The sequence below is a fragment of the Spirillospora albida genome (genome assembly GCF_000718255.1).
Taxonomy (GTDB): Bacteria; Actinomycetota; Actinomycetes; order Streptosporangiales; family Streptosporangiaceae; genus Spirillospora; species Spirillospora albida.
The window spans coordinates 65,071-80,115 of sequence record NZ_JOFJ01000015.1; the positions used below are offsets into that span (position 1 = coordinate 65,071).

Annotated in this window: 20 protein-coding genes; 10 read left to right on the forward strand and 10 right to left on the reverse strand. The window is 69.8% G+C overall.

What is annotated here, in order from left to right:
- The first annotated feature begins 11 nt into the window (after positions 1-11).
- Positions 12-569 (forward strand): PadR family transcriptional regulator, encoded by a 558-nt coding sequence (locus IE99_RS0119910; protein ID WP_030172814.1) that lies wholly within the window; start codon positions 12-14, stop codon positions 567-569.
- Positions 551-1,552, forward strand: coding sequence for a glycoside hydrolase family protein (locus IE99_RS0119915; RefSeq protein ID WP_051712862.1), 1,002 nt, complete (start codon positions 551-553; stop codon positions 1,550-1,552). Before IE99_RS0119910 ends, IE99_RS0119915 begins: the two co-directional genes overlap by 19 nt.
- A gap of 257 nt (positions 1,553-1,809) precedes the next feature.
- Here the strand turns inward: IE99_RS0119915 and IE99_RS31350 are convergent, their stop codons facing one another.
- Positions 1,810-2,100 (reverse strand): helix-turn-helix domain-containing protein, encoded by a 291-nt coding sequence (locus IE99_RS31350; protein ID WP_425423840.1) that lies wholly within the window; start codon positions 2,098-2,100, stop codon positions 1,810-1,812.
- A 480-nt stretch (positions 2,101-2,580) separates the two neighbouring features.
- Positions 2,581-2,871, reverse strand: coding sequence for a hypothetical protein (locus tag IE99_RS0119925; RefSeq protein WP_157610400.1), 291 nt, complete (start codon positions 2,869-2,871; stop codon positions 2,581-2,583).
- Between the two features lie 187 nt (positions 2,872-3,058).
- Here IE99_RS0119925 and IE99_RS0119930 point away from each other — a divergent pair, with 187 nt between their 5' ends.
- Positions 3,059-3,304 (forward strand): GntR family transcriptional regulator, encoded by a 246-nt coding sequence (locus IE99_RS0119930; RefSeq protein WP_030172832.1) that lies wholly within the window; start codon positions 3,059-3,061, stop codon positions 3,302-3,304.
- A gap of 47 nt (positions 3,305-3,351) precedes the next feature.
- Here IE99_RS0119930 and IE99_RS32755 read toward each other — a convergent pair whose 3' ends face one another.
- From IE99_RS32755 to IE99_RS0119965, 6 genes are all read right to left on the reverse strand, one after another.
- The gene (locus tag IE99_RS32755; protein WP_245623290.1) at positions 3,352-5,115 is read right to left on the reverse strand and encodes a serine/threonine-protein kinase; all 1,764 of its coding nucleotides are present in this window, start codon (positions 5,113-5,115) and stop codon (positions 3,352-3,354) included.
- Between the two features lie 5 nt (positions 5,116-5,120).
- Entirely contained in the window at positions 5,121-5,453 is a 333-nt protein-coding gene (locus tag IE99_RS0119940; RefSeq protein WP_157610401.1) for a hypothetical protein, read from the reverse strand.
- Between the two features lie 461 nt (positions 5,454-5,914).
- Positions 5,915-6,496: a hypothetical protein gene (locus tag IE99_RS0119950; protein WP_157610402.1), complete on the reverse strand. Its 582-nt coding sequence runs from the start codon at positions 6,494-6,496 to the stop codon at positions 5,915-5,917.
- A 110-nt stretch (positions 6,497-6,606) separates the two neighbouring features.
- Complete coding sequence (locus IE99_RS0119955; protein ID WP_157610403.1) at positions 6,607-7,788, reverse strand: alpha/beta hydrolase; 1,182 nt, start codon at positions 7,786-7,788, stop codon at positions 6,607-6,609.
- Positions 7,789-7,830: 42 nt separating this feature from the next.
- Positions 7,831-8,460, reverse strand: a complete 630-nt coding sequence (locus IE99_RS30525; protein WP_157610404.1) for a hypothetical protein — start codon at positions 8,458-8,460, stop codon at positions 7,831-7,833.
- A gap of 10 nt (positions 8,461-8,470) precedes the next feature.
- Positions 8,471-9,265 carry a class I SAM-dependent methyltransferase gene (locus tag IE99_RS0119965; protein WP_245623278.1) on the reverse strand — a complete coding sequence of 265 codons (795 nt, stop codon included), beginning with the start codon at positions 9,263-9,265 and terminating at the stop codon, positions 8,471-8,473.
- 138 nt (positions 9,266-9,403) lie between these two features.
- Between IE99_RS0119965 and IE99_RS0119970 the strand changes: the two genes are divergently transcribed.
- Complete coding sequence (locus IE99_RS0119970; RefSeq protein WP_030172851.1) at positions 9,404-9,739, forward strand: hypothetical protein; 336 nt, start codon at positions 9,404-9,406, stop codon at positions 9,737-9,739.
- Positions 9,740-9,747: 8 nt separating this feature from the next.
- Here IE99_RS0119970 and IE99_RS0119975 read toward each other — a convergent pair whose 3' ends face one another.
- A complete protein-coding gene (locus tag IE99_RS0119975; RefSeq protein ID WP_030172853.1) occupies positions 9,748-10,320 on the reverse strand; it encodes a hypothetical protein in 573 nt (190 codons plus the stop codon).
- 252 nt (positions 10,321-10,572) lie between these two features.
- Between IE99_RS0119975 and IE99_RS0119980 the strand changes: the two genes are divergently transcribed.
- Entirely contained in the window at positions 10,573-11,445 is an 873-nt protein-coding gene (locus tag IE99_RS0119980) for an enoyl-CoA hydratase-related protein (RefSeq protein WP_030172856.1), read from the forward strand.
- Positions 11,446-11,448: 3 nt separating this feature from the next.
- Here IE99_RS0119980 and IE99_RS0119985 read toward each other — a convergent pair whose 3' ends face one another.
- The gene (locus IE99_RS0119985) at positions 11,449-11,700 is read right to left on the reverse strand and encodes a putative acetyltransferase (protein WP_084219692.1); all 252 of its coding nucleotides are present in this window, start codon (positions 11,698-11,700) and stop codon (positions 11,449-11,451) included.
- 111 nt (positions 11,701-11,811) lie between these two features.
- Between IE99_RS0119985 and fdxA the strand changes: the two genes are divergently transcribed.
- The 5 genes from fdxA (at position 11,812) to IE99_RS0120010 (ending at position 15,014) form a co-directional block, all read left to right on the forward strand.
- On the forward strand, positions 11,812-12,138 hold the full coding sequence (gene fdxA / locus IE99_RS0119990) for a ferredoxin (protein WP_030172862.1): 327 nt from the start codon (positions 11,812-11,814) through the stop codon (positions 12,136-12,138).
- An 85-nt stretch (positions 12,139-12,223) separates the two neighbouring features.
- Entirely contained in the window at positions 12,224-13,309 is a 1,086-nt protein-coding gene (gene dapC, locus IE99_RS0119995; RefSeq protein WP_030172866.1) for a succinyldiaminopimelate transaminase, read from the forward strand.
- Positions 13,310-13,429: 120 nt separating this feature from the next.
- Positions 13,430-14,041: a DUF4178 domain-containing protein gene (locus IE99_RS0120000; protein ID WP_084219694.1), complete on the forward strand. Its 612-nt coding sequence runs from the start codon at positions 13,430-13,432 to the stop codon at positions 14,039-14,041.
- A gap of 2 nt (positions 14,042-14,043) precedes the next feature.
- A complete protein-coding gene (locus IE99_RS0120005) occupies positions 14,044-14,583 on the forward strand; it encodes a DUF2617 family protein (RefSeq protein WP_051712869.1) in 540 nt (179 codons plus the stop codon).
- Positions 14,580-15,014 carry a DUF4247 domain-containing protein gene (locus tag IE99_RS0120010; protein ID WP_030172876.1) on the forward strand — a complete coding sequence of 145 codons (435 nt, stop codon included), beginning with the start codon at positions 14,580-14,582 and terminating at the stop codon, positions 15,012-15,014. Before IE99_RS0120005 ends, IE99_RS0120010 begins: the two co-directional genes overlap by 4 nt.
- Positions 15,015-15,045: the final 31 nt, after the last annotated feature.

Below are 15,045 nucleotides of genomic sequence, written 5' to 3' on the forward strand. Positions count from 1 at the left end.
AGTATTCGGGTATGCCATTGACTGCGGTGGACAACCCCCTGGCTCTGCGGCTGCTCGGCCTCCTGGTGGAGCGGCCGATGCACCAGTACGCGCTGGCGGTCGCGCTCAACGAGCGGTATCCCTACCTGAACGCCAAGAGCGGCTCCGTCTACACGCTCGTGCGGTCATTGGAGGCGGCCGGATGGGTCGCTCCGACCGGGGTCGAGCAGATGGGCAATCGTCCGGCGCGTACCGTCTACGCCTTGACCGATCAGGGCTGGGACGTCTTCAAGGAACGGGTGCGGCGTCAGATCCGCGAGGTCAAGGTGAACACCTCGACGTTCATCGACGCCCTGGCCTATCTCGGCGCACTCGACCCTTCCGAGGCCCCGGAGATCCTGCGCGGGCGGCAGGAGTCGCTGGACGAGCGGATCGCGGAGCTGGAGCGGGCGGGCGATTCCGGACTGCCGGAGATCACCATGATCGAGGTCGACTTCGTCCTGCACCAGTTGCGCTCCGAGGCGGAATGGATCCGCGCGCTGATCGCGCGCGTCGACAACGGCGAGCTGGCGTGGCCGACGAAGGGGTGAACGTGAACGGCTTGACCTACGGCATCTACGCGGCCGGCCAGGTGGCCGCCACGGCGGGCCCGCCCGACGCCCCGGCGGCCATCGACGATCTGGTCAGTGGGCTGAGCGGCGGACGGCCCTTCGTCGTCCGCGAATACGTGCACTTCCTAGGAACTCCGGCCGACCCCGAGAAGGCGCGGGTCCTGGCGCCCGAGCGGCGGATGCGTGAGCTGACCATGCCCGACCAGTGGTACCGCACCGGAAACCGCCGGCTCGACCTGGTCCTGTGCTACCTGCCGCCCGAAGCCGACCTCGACGGCTGGCTGAACTTCATCGAGCGGGTGGTTCTCCGATACGGGTCCATCGTGCGTTTCCTGCAGATCACCCTGGAGCCGAATTTCAAGCTGCCCTGGATTGACGGCAGCTCTCCCGGAGTCCTCGACGCCCTCACCGCCGGGATTCGCCACGCCCGCCACCTGCTCGACTCGGCAGGGCACCGTGACGTCCAGCTCGGCTTCTCTGTCGCCGAACCACCCGAGTTCCTCGGCGGCGACGAGGAATTCTGGGCGCATCTGGAGGCGCTCGCACCATCGGATTTCGCGGCCCACGTTGACTATGTGGGCCTGGGGCTCTACCCGGACGCCTTTTCTCCGGTGCCCGAACCCGCCCTGGCCGGGCTCACCGAGCACGCCCTGCGCCATCTGCGCGAGCAGTGCATGCCGCGCGCCCACCTCGGCCCGGACGTGCCCATTCACGTCGCCGAGAACGGCACCCCCACCGGACCCGACCGCACGGTCGACGACCAGGCGGCCCGACTGGACATCATGATCCGCACGGTGACCGCCACCGCCGCGCACTGCAACGTCACCCATTACGAACTGTTCGGTCTGCGTGATGCCGACTCCGCCCGCCCTGAGCCGACCGCCCAACTCGGGCTGACCACCAGCGGCTACCAGCCCAAGCCCGCCTACGACGTCTACCGCAAGCTGATCGCCGAGAGCTGAGCGGGCGCCGTCGCGTGAGGCCGTGCCGACCGCGCGGGCGTTGGCCGTTCATGGGTGCGCAAGCCCATGGGCCATGGCTCAAGATCCACAGGACGCGTCTCAAATGGTGGCCGCCAGACCCCGGCTGAGCGGGGTCCGGTGTCCTAGGTTCACCTCGAATGGCCTGCGGACTCTGCGAACCGAAACGCATCGAACGCCAGGGCATGCACTGCTCATTCGGTGCACAACACCAGATATCCCCCCTTGTCGACGGTGGCCTATACAGAAATTGAAATGTGTTTTACATTCCGTGGTGCTGCGCCTTGCCGACGCTGCGTTTTGAAGGCACCGACCTCGCCCAGCCACGCCCGCTCCGGGGTCAGCTTGGCTCGCGTGATGACCTGTTTGGACAGTTCGGCGTCCGAGATGTATGGCAAACCCCGCTCGCGGGCTTCCCGCCGCAGGCGCAGCCCGTCGTTGAACACCACCCGCGCGCACCCGAACGCCCGAGCCAGCTCGATCCGCTGGCCAGGCGTCGGGTAGACGCGGAACTGGTCACGGAGCTGCACAAAAAGCACCGTACCATCGGCAAATGATAGATCTTAAAGGTATCCGTACTGGTGGACATCGCGTTTCGCGACACATGTCCATTTGATTTCCGTGCAATAACGAAGTTTCGGCGCGAAGTGTTCACCTCGTGAAGCGGTACATCGAGCGGCAGAGCCCTCCCGGTCAAGGCACTGCTCGGGCCTGACGGCCCTCCCAGCGCGGGCCTTCACCTCCGGCCTGAAGGCCAGAGCACCGGCCCGCATCCGGTAGCGGGCCTTCCTCGACCGGCCGCGCCGCTTCCTCGCAGCTCTGTCTTGGAGCGCCGTCCCCCCGGAGTGGGAAGGCGGCCCGACCACCGAAGTCGGGCCGCCTTGCCGAGGGGCGTCAGAAGAGCGTGCGGTGCCGACCGACGTAGCGTGGCCTGCGGCTCACGGTGACGGCGATGGCGGATGCGGCGGCGACGAGCACCACCGCGCCGATCGAGGCGGAGGCGAGCGCGATCACAGCGGCATTCCCGGGCGGCCGTGCAGCAGGGTCTTGACGGCGGTGACGGTGTCGGGGACGTGGTCGGCCTCGGCGAGGGCGAGACGCCACGTGGCCCAGAACCAGGGGCGTCCGGCGTCGTCCCGGCGCGCCTCCATGGCGAGGACGGCGGCCGGGTGCAGCCAGCAGCAGCCTTCCGCTTGCGGGTTCTCGACGTGCAGGCCGTCCGGTGTCATCCACGCGCGCATCCCATGCACGCGCAGCACGGTTCCCAGCGCGTCGAGCCGCGCCCTAGCATCAGGTCTCACGGGTCGTTCGCCTCCCTATAGGCGTTCGGTCCTAGCCCCGTCCGGCGGGTCGCAGCGTCCGGGCGGGGCGTTCTTGTGTCATTCACTAGCCTAGGCGAACCAGGGAAGATCAGGGAAGAGCCAGGCGAGGCCGGTTCCTGCCAAACCGTGCCGGGAAGCATGGGTGCAGGTCGGATACCGTTTTGTCATGATCGACCTCGATGGGCCGACGCCGATCTATCTCCAGATCGTGGCGGAGGTGGAGCGGCGCATAGCGGCGGGCGAGTATCGGCCCGGCCGCCGGATCCCATCCGCCACGGCGCTGTCGGAGGAGTTTGGAGTTTCCCGCCGTACCTGCGTGGACGCGCTCCGAGTGCTCCGGGAGCGGGGGGCGGTCATCGGCGTACCGGGACGCGGCACCTTCGTCGCGGAAGCGAGTGAGCGGGACGAATAGGCGAGCGGTCGATGTCGCCACGTGCTGACTGAGTGCGGATGGGAAGCTCAGTCGTCCAGTATCTTGATCATCGGCAGTGACCCCTCCGCGATGGCGCCTGCCGACGCGGCGGGGATCTTCTTGCCATCCTGGACCGCGGTCACGAAGCGCGGCGGCGTCACTGGGGAGATGAGGTAGTTTCCAGGTCGCAGGACGCGGGGGCCGGGAAGCTTGAACGTGCGGGTGTCCGTCCAGGAACTCATGTAGGCGCACTCGGACTGGATGTACGGCTGCGACTCGCCGGTGATCTTACCGTTGACCGGGATGATGACGGCGTTCTTCGAATCCTTCGGTAGCTCGTTACGCTTCAGTGGGGGAACGCGGTAGAACACTGAGATGTACGGGTTCTTGTCGTCGCTCTCCAGCTCTTCGCCCATGAAGAACTCGTAGCCCTTGATCTGTTCTTGTTCAGGGTTCTCGCCGTAGCACTGTCGGGATCCTCCTCGTCGGTACAGGGCTCCCACGACGGTTCTGGCTCGGAACTGTGTCACCAGTCGCACCGCTGTCCCCGGCTTTGCCCGTGCCGGAGTCACTGTCAATTTCAAGTCCATATAGGGCGTCTCGGCGGCCGGCATGTCCGCCTGACTGAGGAGAATCCCCGGGTTCGCGAATGCGGCATGGACGCTTCCTTGACTCGTCCCGCCAATGGTTGGACCGGGCCAGAAGAACCAGGCGGCGGCCACGGCACCGGCAGTGGCGGCTCCGATGCCTGCGGCTCCCTTCGCTCCGCCGACCTTGGCAAGCACACCCTTGGAGGTAGAGGATCCGGCTCCGAACGCCGCGTCCTGCGAGATGCTCTGACCGACCGCCATTGTCGCATGGCCGGTTCCTGCTGCACCGGAGGCTGCCGCACCGCCACCGGTAGCCGAGATGCCGGGAGATAGGAGCGCACTGCCGAGAATGCCTAGCGGAATTGCTGTCGTGATGGCCGCCGCCAACGCACCCAGAGTCAGGAGGCCGCGGCGCTCCCAGTCCGGACCGTACGTCTGGACGGCGATCGCCTCTAGTTCGGCAACGAATTCGTAAGCGTTCCAAAAGCGGTCGGAGGGGGACTTTGCGAGACCTCGCAGCATCAGGGGGTGCAGCGGCTCCGGGACGCCGTCCAGCGGTACAGGAGCCTCTGAGTGCTGCGCTTCAAGCTCTGCCAGAGTTGTTCCTCGGAAGGGCTTGTGGCCACTGACACATTCGATGAAGACGCAGGTGGCGGCATAGAGATCGGTTGCCGATGTAGACGGCGCCCCTTCCCATTGCTCCGGCGCCATGTACGATGGCGTGCCGAAGCGGTTGCCCTGGCCGGCGAGGACGGCGATCCCGAAGTCGATCAGCTTGCTCTGTCCGTCGTCCCGGACTATCACGTTCTCCGGCTTGTAATCGCGGTGGACGACACCCACGGCGTGCGCGGCACCCAGCCCGAGTAGTGAACCCTTCAAAATGGTCAGCGCGGTCTCTGGCGTAAGGGTCTCGTCTCGCTCCTCCAGCAGCCGTCGGAGTGAACGCCCCGGCACCGCTTCCATGACGATTGCGGCGCCGTAGGGCGACTCCACGTACTCCAAAAGCCGCGCCACGTGGGGATCGATGACGCGTCTCAGGAGATCCGCCTCGGTTTGAAAGAGGTTCCGAATGAACGGGTCGCCGAGGAGGGCGGGAGAGAGGTACTTGATGGCCACCGGAGTGCCCGTCTCGTGTCGTGCGAGGACGACCTCTCCCTGCGCCCCCGAGCCCAGCTCCTTCAGTTCGATGAAGCCGGGCAGCGTCCAGCTGCGTGTCCCCATCTCGTTCACTGATCAGTGTTGGTCTGGATCTCGCTCACGATGAGCGGAGTCGGCGGCGAGGTCATGACCATCGGTGGCAGAGCTCCCTGGGGAGCGGTGCAGTCGGCACCCTGGCATTGCCACGTGACGTTCCATATGATGGTTGCGGTGATCTTGTAGGAGCCGCTCCCCGACTGCCCGGCCGATGACCGCCGGTAGGTATAACCGCAGGTCTTCCCGTTCCTGGAGCCGGCGTTGTCGCACCGGATCCTGTTCTCCCCCATGTTCCATTCGACGGCCACGGGTTCCGCCCTCGCCTGAACCGTTTGAGCGCCCGCACTCACCGGATTCGTCTCCACGACGCGGAAACCTTCCACCCAGAGTGACGTCCGCACTCGTACATACGTCTTCCCGTTAGGGGCCGTGTGCACTTTCGGGACCGGGAAGGCGGCGCTCGCCATCGCCATCTGGACGAGCTGGGCAGTGTTCAAGGGGGCTGGTTCTGCAGGGCCGCCCGGAACGGGAACGAAGCCGGTTCCTTGGTCGGGGCTGAGCCCTTCGGGTGGTGGAGCCGCCGGATCACCGCCGCCGCCTCCGCCGCCTCCCGGACCCCCGCCGGCCGGTGGCCTGTCTCCGACATGCACGGGGTTGCAGATGAGCTTTCCGCTCGACGGATCCTTGACCGAATTGCACGGGGCGGCGCGTGCCGGTACGGCGGCGAGCAAAGGTGCCATGAGGGACGCTGCTGTGACCGCGCATGCGATGGACCTGCGCGGCAGGCTGGTGAGCGGAGACATCGCGTGTCCTTCTCTGCGGACCGTCAGCATGGGCGGTCCTGGACGAGTTCGGCGACCTTCCAGGTGCCGGAGTCGTACTGGACGGTGGTCCTGACGACGTAGGCGCCGCCTGGGCCTCCGCCGAGGCGTTTCCCCGTCGCGCTGGAGAAGCGGTAGGCGGCCAGGGTGCGGACGCAATCGAGGACGTAGATCTTCGTGCTGTCTTTCGACTTCGCGTAGACGCGCGGGTTGAGCGAGTTGGTGAACCGCCAGAATTCACCCTTGGCCTTGGTCTTCTCGACGTCCTTGACAAGGCGGCTGAGGAGGGGCTCCATGGCGACCGTCGAGAGCTCTGACGGATCGTTCCTCTCGTACGTGCGCTTGTAGACCGCCTGGTACTCGCGGTACCGGTCGAGGACGGTCTTGTAGAGCTGCTCCGTCGGCTGGGCGGACGGTGCGGCCACCGTGCTCGCGGGGGAGGGGCGCGCGTCTCCGGCGGAGCCGGCGGGGTCGAGCTTGCCGTCGGACGCGGACGGGGAAGGGCCGCAGGCCGTCAGGGCCAGAGCAGCGGCCAGCATGAGGGCACCGTGGCTGAACCTGGACGGGGAGGTACGTACGGCGCGCATCGCCATCCCTGAGCGTCAGCCGACAACGGGGCGGAATACGCGGAAAAGCTTACAGAGGTGCGTGTGGGGAGAAAAGCGATTCGTTGCGACCGGCGGGTATCGAAAGGGTGTCAGCGGACCTTGGTCAGGAAGGCCGCGAGGGCGCGTTCGTAGGCGGCCGGGTCGACGTTCCATGAGTCGGTGTGGTCGCCGGCCGTCGGAATGTGAGTCACCATCCCAGGCGGCGCCGCCATTGCGAAGGCATAGGCGGGGGCATTGGCGACGGTTTCGTCATCGTTCGTGGTGAACATCAAGGTCGGAGTGGTCAGGCGGGCGGCGTGGCGCGGCTGGTCGAACGACTCCAGGTCGATGCCGATGCGCTGTTCGAGGGTCTGCTTGGCGACGAAGGTCAGGAAGCGGGGGAGGTCGCGGGCGTCGCCCTGCTTGTCCAGGGTGGCGCCCCAGTCCATGACGGGCGAGTCGAGGACCATGCCGCGCACGAACGCCGGGTGCGCGCGCAGGTAGGCGTCGCGGCGGAGGGTCGTCATGACCATCGCGCCGCCCATCGACCAGCCGTGCAGGACGACGCCGGTGGCCCCCTGGGAACGCGCGTAGGAGACAGCGGACGCGACGTCCTGCCATTCGGTGTCGCCCAGGTGGTTCTTGCCGTCGGACGACGCGGGCGCCCCCACGTCGTTGCGGTAGGCGATGGACAGCATGGGCAGGCCCAGGCCGTGCACGGTCCGCATGACGCGGAACGTCTCGGCCTTGTCGGCGTTCCGCCCGTGGACGCCGATCACCCATGTGCTCTTGGGCGACTTCCCCGGGAGCAGCCAGGCGGGCATGGGGCCGAGCTCGGACGCGTACTTCACGTCCTGGAAGTCGATCCCCAGCGCGCGCTTGGGGTCGCCTCCGTAGACCCAGTGGTCGACGTCGACCGCGAGACCCTTGGCCAGCCGGCCCTGGACGACCGAGGTCACCTTCCGGACGACCTTGGACGCGTCGCCGCCGACGACCGGGCCGAGCAGCGCCCGTCCGTCCTTCCAGACCAGGCCCCACGTGCCGGGACGTGCCGTCTCCGGCTCTCGCGGCAGCGTCACCGTCCCGGAGCCGACCTCCAGGACGGTCAGCGGGTATTCGTCGCCGTGGGCGACTTCGGTCGCGACGCCGGAGAAATGCCAGCCGATCCCGCCGATGGACGCACACGCCAGAACCGGCAGCGTCAGGAACACCAGCAGGGTCGCGCGGAGACGGCGGCGCGGGCGCCGGGCCGGTGGGGCGGGGGCCGAGGCTTCCGGCGCTTCAGTCGACACGGATCACACGGTAGCCGACACTCCGCAGGTCACCGCGGGGGATCATGCGCGGCCGACGAGCGCCACCAGATCCAGCCCGAACAGCAGATCGAGGTGGATGAACGTCTCCAGTTTCGCGCCCGGCGGCAGGGAGGCGTCCGCGGCGATCTCGTCCAGGACCGCGAGGGCTCGGGCGCTGTCGAGATCATCGGCCAGAGCGGTCTCCGCGGCCCCCGCGTACTCGCGGGCCATCGGGCGTCCGGGCGCGTTCGCCCACTCGGCGACCGCCTCCCGCCACCCGGCCAGGCGCTCGGACGCCTCGCGGCCGGCCAAGGGCTCCCGGTAATGGGTCTGCAAGGCCGCCAGGCGGGCCGAGAGGGGATCGAGGCCGTCCGCCCATGAGGCGGGCTCCGCACCGACGGCCAAGGTCAGCGCGTCGCCGGGATCCCCGCCCACCTGCACGTCCACCGGACGCCCGTCCACGGAATCGAAGGGCTGCACCCCGTACGCGGCGAGGTCAGGAGACGGTCCCATCACCAGCGCGTGCCGGCCGGCGCGGCCGGCGACCCGGCGGAGCAGGTCGGCGACGATGCATGTCCGCAGACCTGCCTCGTCGGCCACCAGCACGCGCAGAACACGGCCCCCTGGGAGGTCCTCAAGGCGCCCGGTCCGTTGGTCGTGCAGTCGCAGCACGTTCCCAACCCTAGAGGGGTGTGTCGTTCAGCAGCGGGCCGAGGGGCATCGCGGCGCCCCCGTCGGCCTTCCGGACGGCCGCGAACCGCAGCCGCACGTAGTCCGCGACCCAGCCCGACTCGCGGCGCAGGGCGGGCGCGGCCAGGTCGTTCACGCGGGCCAGGAGCGGGGCGACGAGTTCCGGGGGCACCTCCGCGAGGGCGGTCGCCGCGTACGCGCGCACCCAGTCCGCCGCGCCGGACGGCCCCTCCGTCATCCGGGTCGGGCGGTCCGCGTGCTCCAGGAGCCGCAACGTGAACCCGGCGTCCTCCAGCTTCGCCGCGTACTCGGCTGGGGTCGGGAAGTACCAGGGCAGTTCGGGCTCGCCCAGGCCGAACACGCGCCACGCCGTCTGCATCGCGGCGACCAGCTCGGCGCAGTTGCCGGCGCCGCCGAGCTCGCCGACGAAGCGGCCGCCGGGGCGGAGCGCGGCGTGGACGCGGGCGATGACGGCGTCCGGGTCGCGGTTCATCCAGTGCAGGGCGGCGTTGGACGCGACGGCGTCGAACGACTCGCCGACGGTGAAGTCGTGGGCGTCTCCGACGATGAACGACAGCCCGGGGTGCAGCGCCGCCGCCTGCGCGACCATCTCGGGGGAGCCGTCGATGCCGAGGACCTCGGCGCCGCGCTCGGCGATCTCGGCGCTGAACATGCCGGTGCCGCATCCGAGGTCGATGATCCGCTCGCCGGGCTGGGGGTCGAGCAGGTCCACCAGCGGGGCACCGTGCGCGGATACGTACCCGAACGCGGAGTCGTACGTGGACACGGCCCAATTCACTGTCCCAATTTAACGGACAAGTCGTCGATGTAGTGGCCTTTCGTGGTCGCGCCGCGCGGCGGTGATCCAGTTCACCCTGGGTGGAGCCGGTGCGCACGCGGCGCGCCGGCCCCGTACCGTCGAATCATGAGCGAGGTGCGGATCATCGGTGCCGAGAGCGCGAACGGGCTGGAGCTGAAGACCGTGGGGCTGGCCGCGCGCGGCCTTCCGGAGGTGCGGATGGCGAACCTGCCGCCCTATCTCGGGGACGGCTGGGCGCGCGTCCTGGGGCAGGTCGTCCTGCGGCTGGCGGCGTCCCCGACCCCGCCCGAGACGATCGAGCTCGCGCCGGGAGTCGAGGTGGGCCTGGCCGAGGCGGGGGAGGGGCATCTGACGCCCGTCCCGCCGCCCGGCCATGAGGGCGCGCTGGAGGACTGGCGGCGGGACGTCCTGGTGCGCCTCTTCCCCGAGGCGAGCAGGTGAGGGCGCCGCTAAGCGGGCTTCTCCACGGCAGCGCGGATCCTGTGGAGGAGTTCGACGGCCTCGTCGAGCTCGAGCGGCTTGTTCTCCTCGTCCGCGACTCGGAAATCGATCAGGACGAAGGTCGTGGACGTCAGCCAGGCGCAGCCGACGCGAGGGGTGACAGTGCACACGGCTGAGCCGCCGTGCGGGCCGGGGGCGACCGACCGGAGCCCTCGGATGGGGTTGTTGGACTCGCGCGCGAGTCTCTCCAGGCCCGATTTCAGTTCGCCGGGGGCGAGCCCGCTGCCCGTCCGCCCGTCGAGGCTGATCCTCAGGCCGTCGGCGCCGGCCGAATAGACGGCGAACATCCTGCCGTCGATCTCGCCCCCCAGGGCTGCGCCGGCTCTTCGCTCGTAGTCCTCAAGGGATGAGCCGGCAGACTCGAGAGACTTGGTGGCATCGGAGTCGAGGGGGAGTCCCGCCACGGCAGGGGGCGCGGTGAGGGTGTACGGCCTTGTGCCGTCGTCACCCAGAAGCGCGACGGCAGCGACCGCGGCGAGGCCGGCGACCGCCACGCCGCCGGCTCCCAGCCCGATGGCCATGCGTTTCCGGGATTTCGCGGGCGGAGCGCCGGGGACCGCGTCCTGCGGCGGTTCGTCCGGATGCGGGCGGGTAGCGAATGCCGGATCGCTCAACTCTGGTCTCCCCTTTGGTCGCATCCGCGCCGCCGAGCGCCCTCTTGACCGAACGCGGAGGCGAGCCTATCGGCGGCCGGTGGCGTGCCACCAGACTCGGCCGCTGCTACGGCTCCCGTACTAGAATCGCGTTCTATTCGTCGAGGATCGGAGCCGCAGGTGCCGTACGAAGAGATCGAGTACAGCGTTCAGGACGGGATCGCCACGGTCACCCTGAACCGCCCGCACAAGATGAACGCCTACACCTTCACGATGCGCAACGAGATGCTGGACGTCTTCGACCGCGTCGACGCCGACGACGACGTCCGCGTGGTCGTCGTGACGGGCGCGGGGCGGGCGTTCTGCGCCGGCGCCGACCTGAGCGGCGGGGGCGGCACCTTCGACGCGGACAAGTCGAAGGACATGTACGCGGGCGAGGACGACGTCCTGGAGGACGGCACGCCCCGCGACGGCGGCGGCACGGTCGCGCTGCGCATCGCGCGCTGCCTCAAGCCCGTCATCGGCGCGTTCAACGGCGCGGCGGTCGGCGTCGGGGTCACGATGACCCTGCCGATGGACGTCCGGCTGGCCAGTGACAAGGCCAAGTTCGGGTTCGTGTTCGCGCGGCGCGGCATCGTCACGGAGGCCGCCTCCAGCTGGTTCCTGCCGCGTCTCGTCGGCATCGCGCAGGCGATGGAGTGGGCCGCGACCGGACGGGTCTTCGACGCGCGGGAGGCCCTGGCGGGCGGGCTCGTGTCGCGGCTCTACGCGCCGGACGAGCTGCTCCCCGCCGCCTACGCGCTGGCCCGGGAGATCGCCGACAACACCTCGGCGGTGTCGGTCGCCGCGATTCGCCGGCTCATGTGGTCGGGGCTGTCGGCGCCGTCGCCGTGGGACGCGCACGCGGCCGACTCCCGCCTGATGGCGGCGCTCGGCGCCGCCGCCGACGCGAGCGAGGGCGTCACGTCGTTCCTGGAGAAGCGGCCGGCGAAGTTCCCGATGCGCGTCAGCGAGGACCTCCCGGCCCAGGTGCCGGACTGGCCGACCCGCTGACGCCTATCCGGCGCGGGGGCGGCGGCGGGCGGGCGGGTCGAACGGGACGACCTTGCCCGCCACCATGTCGGCCTCGGGGACCTCGACGAGCTCCCCCGTGCGGCGCCGGATGAGGAGCGTTCCATCGGACCAGGATTCGAGGTGCCCCAGCACGTCGCTGTACTCTCCCGTACGCAGACGACGGCGCAGCGAGACCCGCTGGCCCACGTCCGCGGGACTGATGGACACCACCAGCCGTGCGGCGAAGCGGGACATGTGCGACCCCCATGTCGAATCGACTGTGTGGTGGTGGCCATACTATTCACAGCGAGCTTGCGGTGAGCCGTGACGTGCGGCGGGGCCGGAAACCCGAGAGGAGTCACTGACGTGACCTACGTCATTGCGCAGCCCTGCGTGGACCTGCTCGACAAGGCATGCATCGAGGAGTGCCCGGTCGACTGCATCTACGAGGGGAAGCGTCAGCTCTACATCCACCCGGACGAGTGCGTCGACTGCGGTGCGTGCGAGCCGGTCTGCCCTGTCGAGGCCATCTACTACGAGGACGACGTCCCCGAGCAGTGGAAGGACTTCTACAAGGTGAACGTGGAGTTCTTCGACGACCTCGGTTCCCCGGGCGGCGCGTCCAAGGTCGGCAAGATCGACAAGGACCACCCGATCGTGGCGGCGCTGCCCCCGCAGACCCACGACGAGTAATCCCCCGCTGGGACTTTCCGTTCGGGCCGTGGTGCTCCGCGTCGGCGGAGGCCGCGGCCCTGCGGCTTTCTAGAGAGGACGAGCCGTGTTCACGCTGCCGGACTTCCCGTGGGATCGGCTGGAGCCGTACAAGGAGCGCGCCCGCGCGCACGCCGGCGGCATCGTCGACCTGTCGGTGGGGACCCCGGTCGACCCGACGCCGGAGCCGATCCGCGAGGCGCTCGCGCGGGCCGCGGACGCTCCCGGCTACCCGGCGACGTACGGGACTCCGGAGCTGCGGGAGTCCGTCGCGGGGTGGCTGCGCCGCCGCTGCGGGGTGACCGGCGCCGATCCCGCCGCGGTCCTGCCCGTGATCGGGACGAAGGAGCTCGTCGCGTGGCTGCCGACGCTGCTCGGCGCGGGGCCCGGTGACAAGGTCGTCTTCCCCCGGCTCGCGTACCCGACGTACGACGTGGGTGCCCGGCTCGCGGGCGCGCAGTCGATCGCGGCGGACGGGCTGCTCACGCTCGGCCCGGTCAACCCGAAGATCGTGTGGGTGAACTCGCCGTCCAACCCGACCGGCAAGGTGCTGCCCGTCGAGCATCTGCGGAAGATGGTGGCGTGGGCGCGGAGCCGCGGCGCGATCCTCGTGTCGGACGAGTGCTACCTGGAGTTCGGGTGGGACGACGAGAAGCCGCCCGTCTCGATCCTGCGCCCGGACGTGTGCGAGGGCTCCCACGAGGGGCTGCTCGCGGTGAACTCGCTGTCGAAGCGCTCGAACATGGCGGGGTACCGGGCCGGGTTCGTCACCGGCGACCCCGCGCTGGTCAAGCAACTCCTGGAGGTCCGCAAGCACGCCGGGATGATCGTCCCGGCGCCGGTGCAGGCGGCGATGGCGGTCGCGTTCGACGACGACGCGCACGTGGACGAGCAGCGCGCCCGGTACGCGAAGCGCCGCGCGGCCCTGCGCGCCGCGTTCGAGGGGCACGGGTTCCGGATCGACGACTCGGAGGCGTCCCTGTACCTGTGGGCCACGCGGGACGAGCCCTGCTGGGACACCGTCGCGCACCTCGCGTCACTCGGCGTCCTCGTCGGCCCCGGCGACTTCTACGGGGACGCCGGTGCCCGGCACGTCCGGATCGCGTTGACCGCGACCGACGAGCGGGTGGCGGAGGCGGTCGCGCGGCTGTGACCCTCCGGAACGGGTTCCGGCTTTGTCACGTCTCACCCCGGTATAGGGACCGGCGCCCGCCCTGCGGGTAGAATCCGCAGGTCAGTACCGGTCCGAGTGGACGATTAGACGGAGGTTCCCGTGGACGCGGTGATCGTGGTCCTGCTGGTGCTCATCCTGCTCGCGCTCGGTGTGCTGATCGGGGTCCTGCTGCGCCGCCGCTCCAAGGCGGAGGGGGCCCCGGCGCCCGCCGCGCCCCGCGACCCGTTCGCGGCGGAGGACCAGGTCGGCGGCGACCCCCGCACGATCAAGGCCGGCGACATGATCGAGTACCTCGGCACCCGCTACTTCGTGCGCGGCTCCGTCCGGCTGAAGGAGGGCGGCTTCACCTGGAGCGAGCACCTCCTCGACGCCGACACGATCGAGGGCGCCAAGGTGTGGCTGTCGGTCGAGGAGGACCCGGACCTCGAGGTCGTCTGGTGGACCGGCCGCGACATGGAGGGCCTGAGCCCCGGCGGCAAGACGATCACCGTGGACGGGGTCGAGTACCGCCGCGAGGAGCACGGCACCGCCGACTACACCAGCGAGGGCACGACGGGTCTCGGCGTCCAGGGGCGCGTCGAGTACCTCGACTACGCGGGCCCGCGCGGCAAGTACCTGTCGTTCGAGCAGTACGGTGCGGGCCAGTGGGAGGCGGGGCTCGGCGACCGCGTCCCGAACGGCGCCCTCACCATCTACCCGGGCGGAAGCTGACGGTGCTCGCGACCCTCGACGTCCCCTACGCCGACGCCCGCGCCGACGCGCTGTCGTTCGCGCTGGACCTGCCCAGGATGGACGCCCTCGCCGTCCTCGCGGTGGAGCGCGGCGGGACGGCCGTGGAGTTCCGCCTCCTCGGCACGTCCCACCAGGTGTTCGCCGGGCCGCTGAGCGAGACGGTCGCGTGCCTGCCGGGCACCGCCGACCCGCTGCCCGCCGGCGCCGCGCGGGCCGTCGGCGGCTGGACGTACCGGTTCGCCGCCTCGACCGCCGTCCACGCCGATGACGCCGCGTTCGCCGCCGCCGTCGAGGACGTCCGGACGCGCCTCGCCGGACGGGACGACGCGCTGCTGGGAACGTTCCCCGGCGCCCGGCACGCCGTCACGGCCCTGGCCCTCGAGAGCGGCGGCCCCGGGAGCGCGGGCCTCGGCTGGCGGACGTGGCACGCCTACCCCCAGACCCGGGAGATCGTCATGACGCGGAGCCGCCTCGTGAGGCCGGACGAGCCGCACGAGGCCCGAGTGAGTGAGACGCCGTGAACAAGAAATTCTGGTGGATCGGCGGCATCTGCGCCGCCGTCATCGTCGCGATCGTGGCGATCGCCGTCCTCAAGGACGACTCGCCGGAGAACTGGATCGGGAAGAAGTACAAGAAGGTGTCCGCCGGGACGTACCACTCCGGCAAGGCGCCGAAGGCCGTCGCGGCGGAGATCGGCCGGAAGCACAAGCCGATCGACACCGTCGACTCCCTCGGCCGGTCGGGCGGCGGGCTCTTCCTGCGCTATCCGGACCTGGTGGTCGGGGTCCTGCCCGACGGGACGGGCAGCCGCATCACGGTCGACGACCCCGACAGCGGCTACCGCCGGTACCACTCGCACGTCGGCGTGCTGTGGATCGCCCCCGGCAGCCACGGATGGACCAGCGGCGGCGCCGCGTCGTTCCGCGGCGGCGGCCCCGGATCGGGCAAGTGAGCGGCCCGGATTCGGGCGAGTGAGGAGCAAC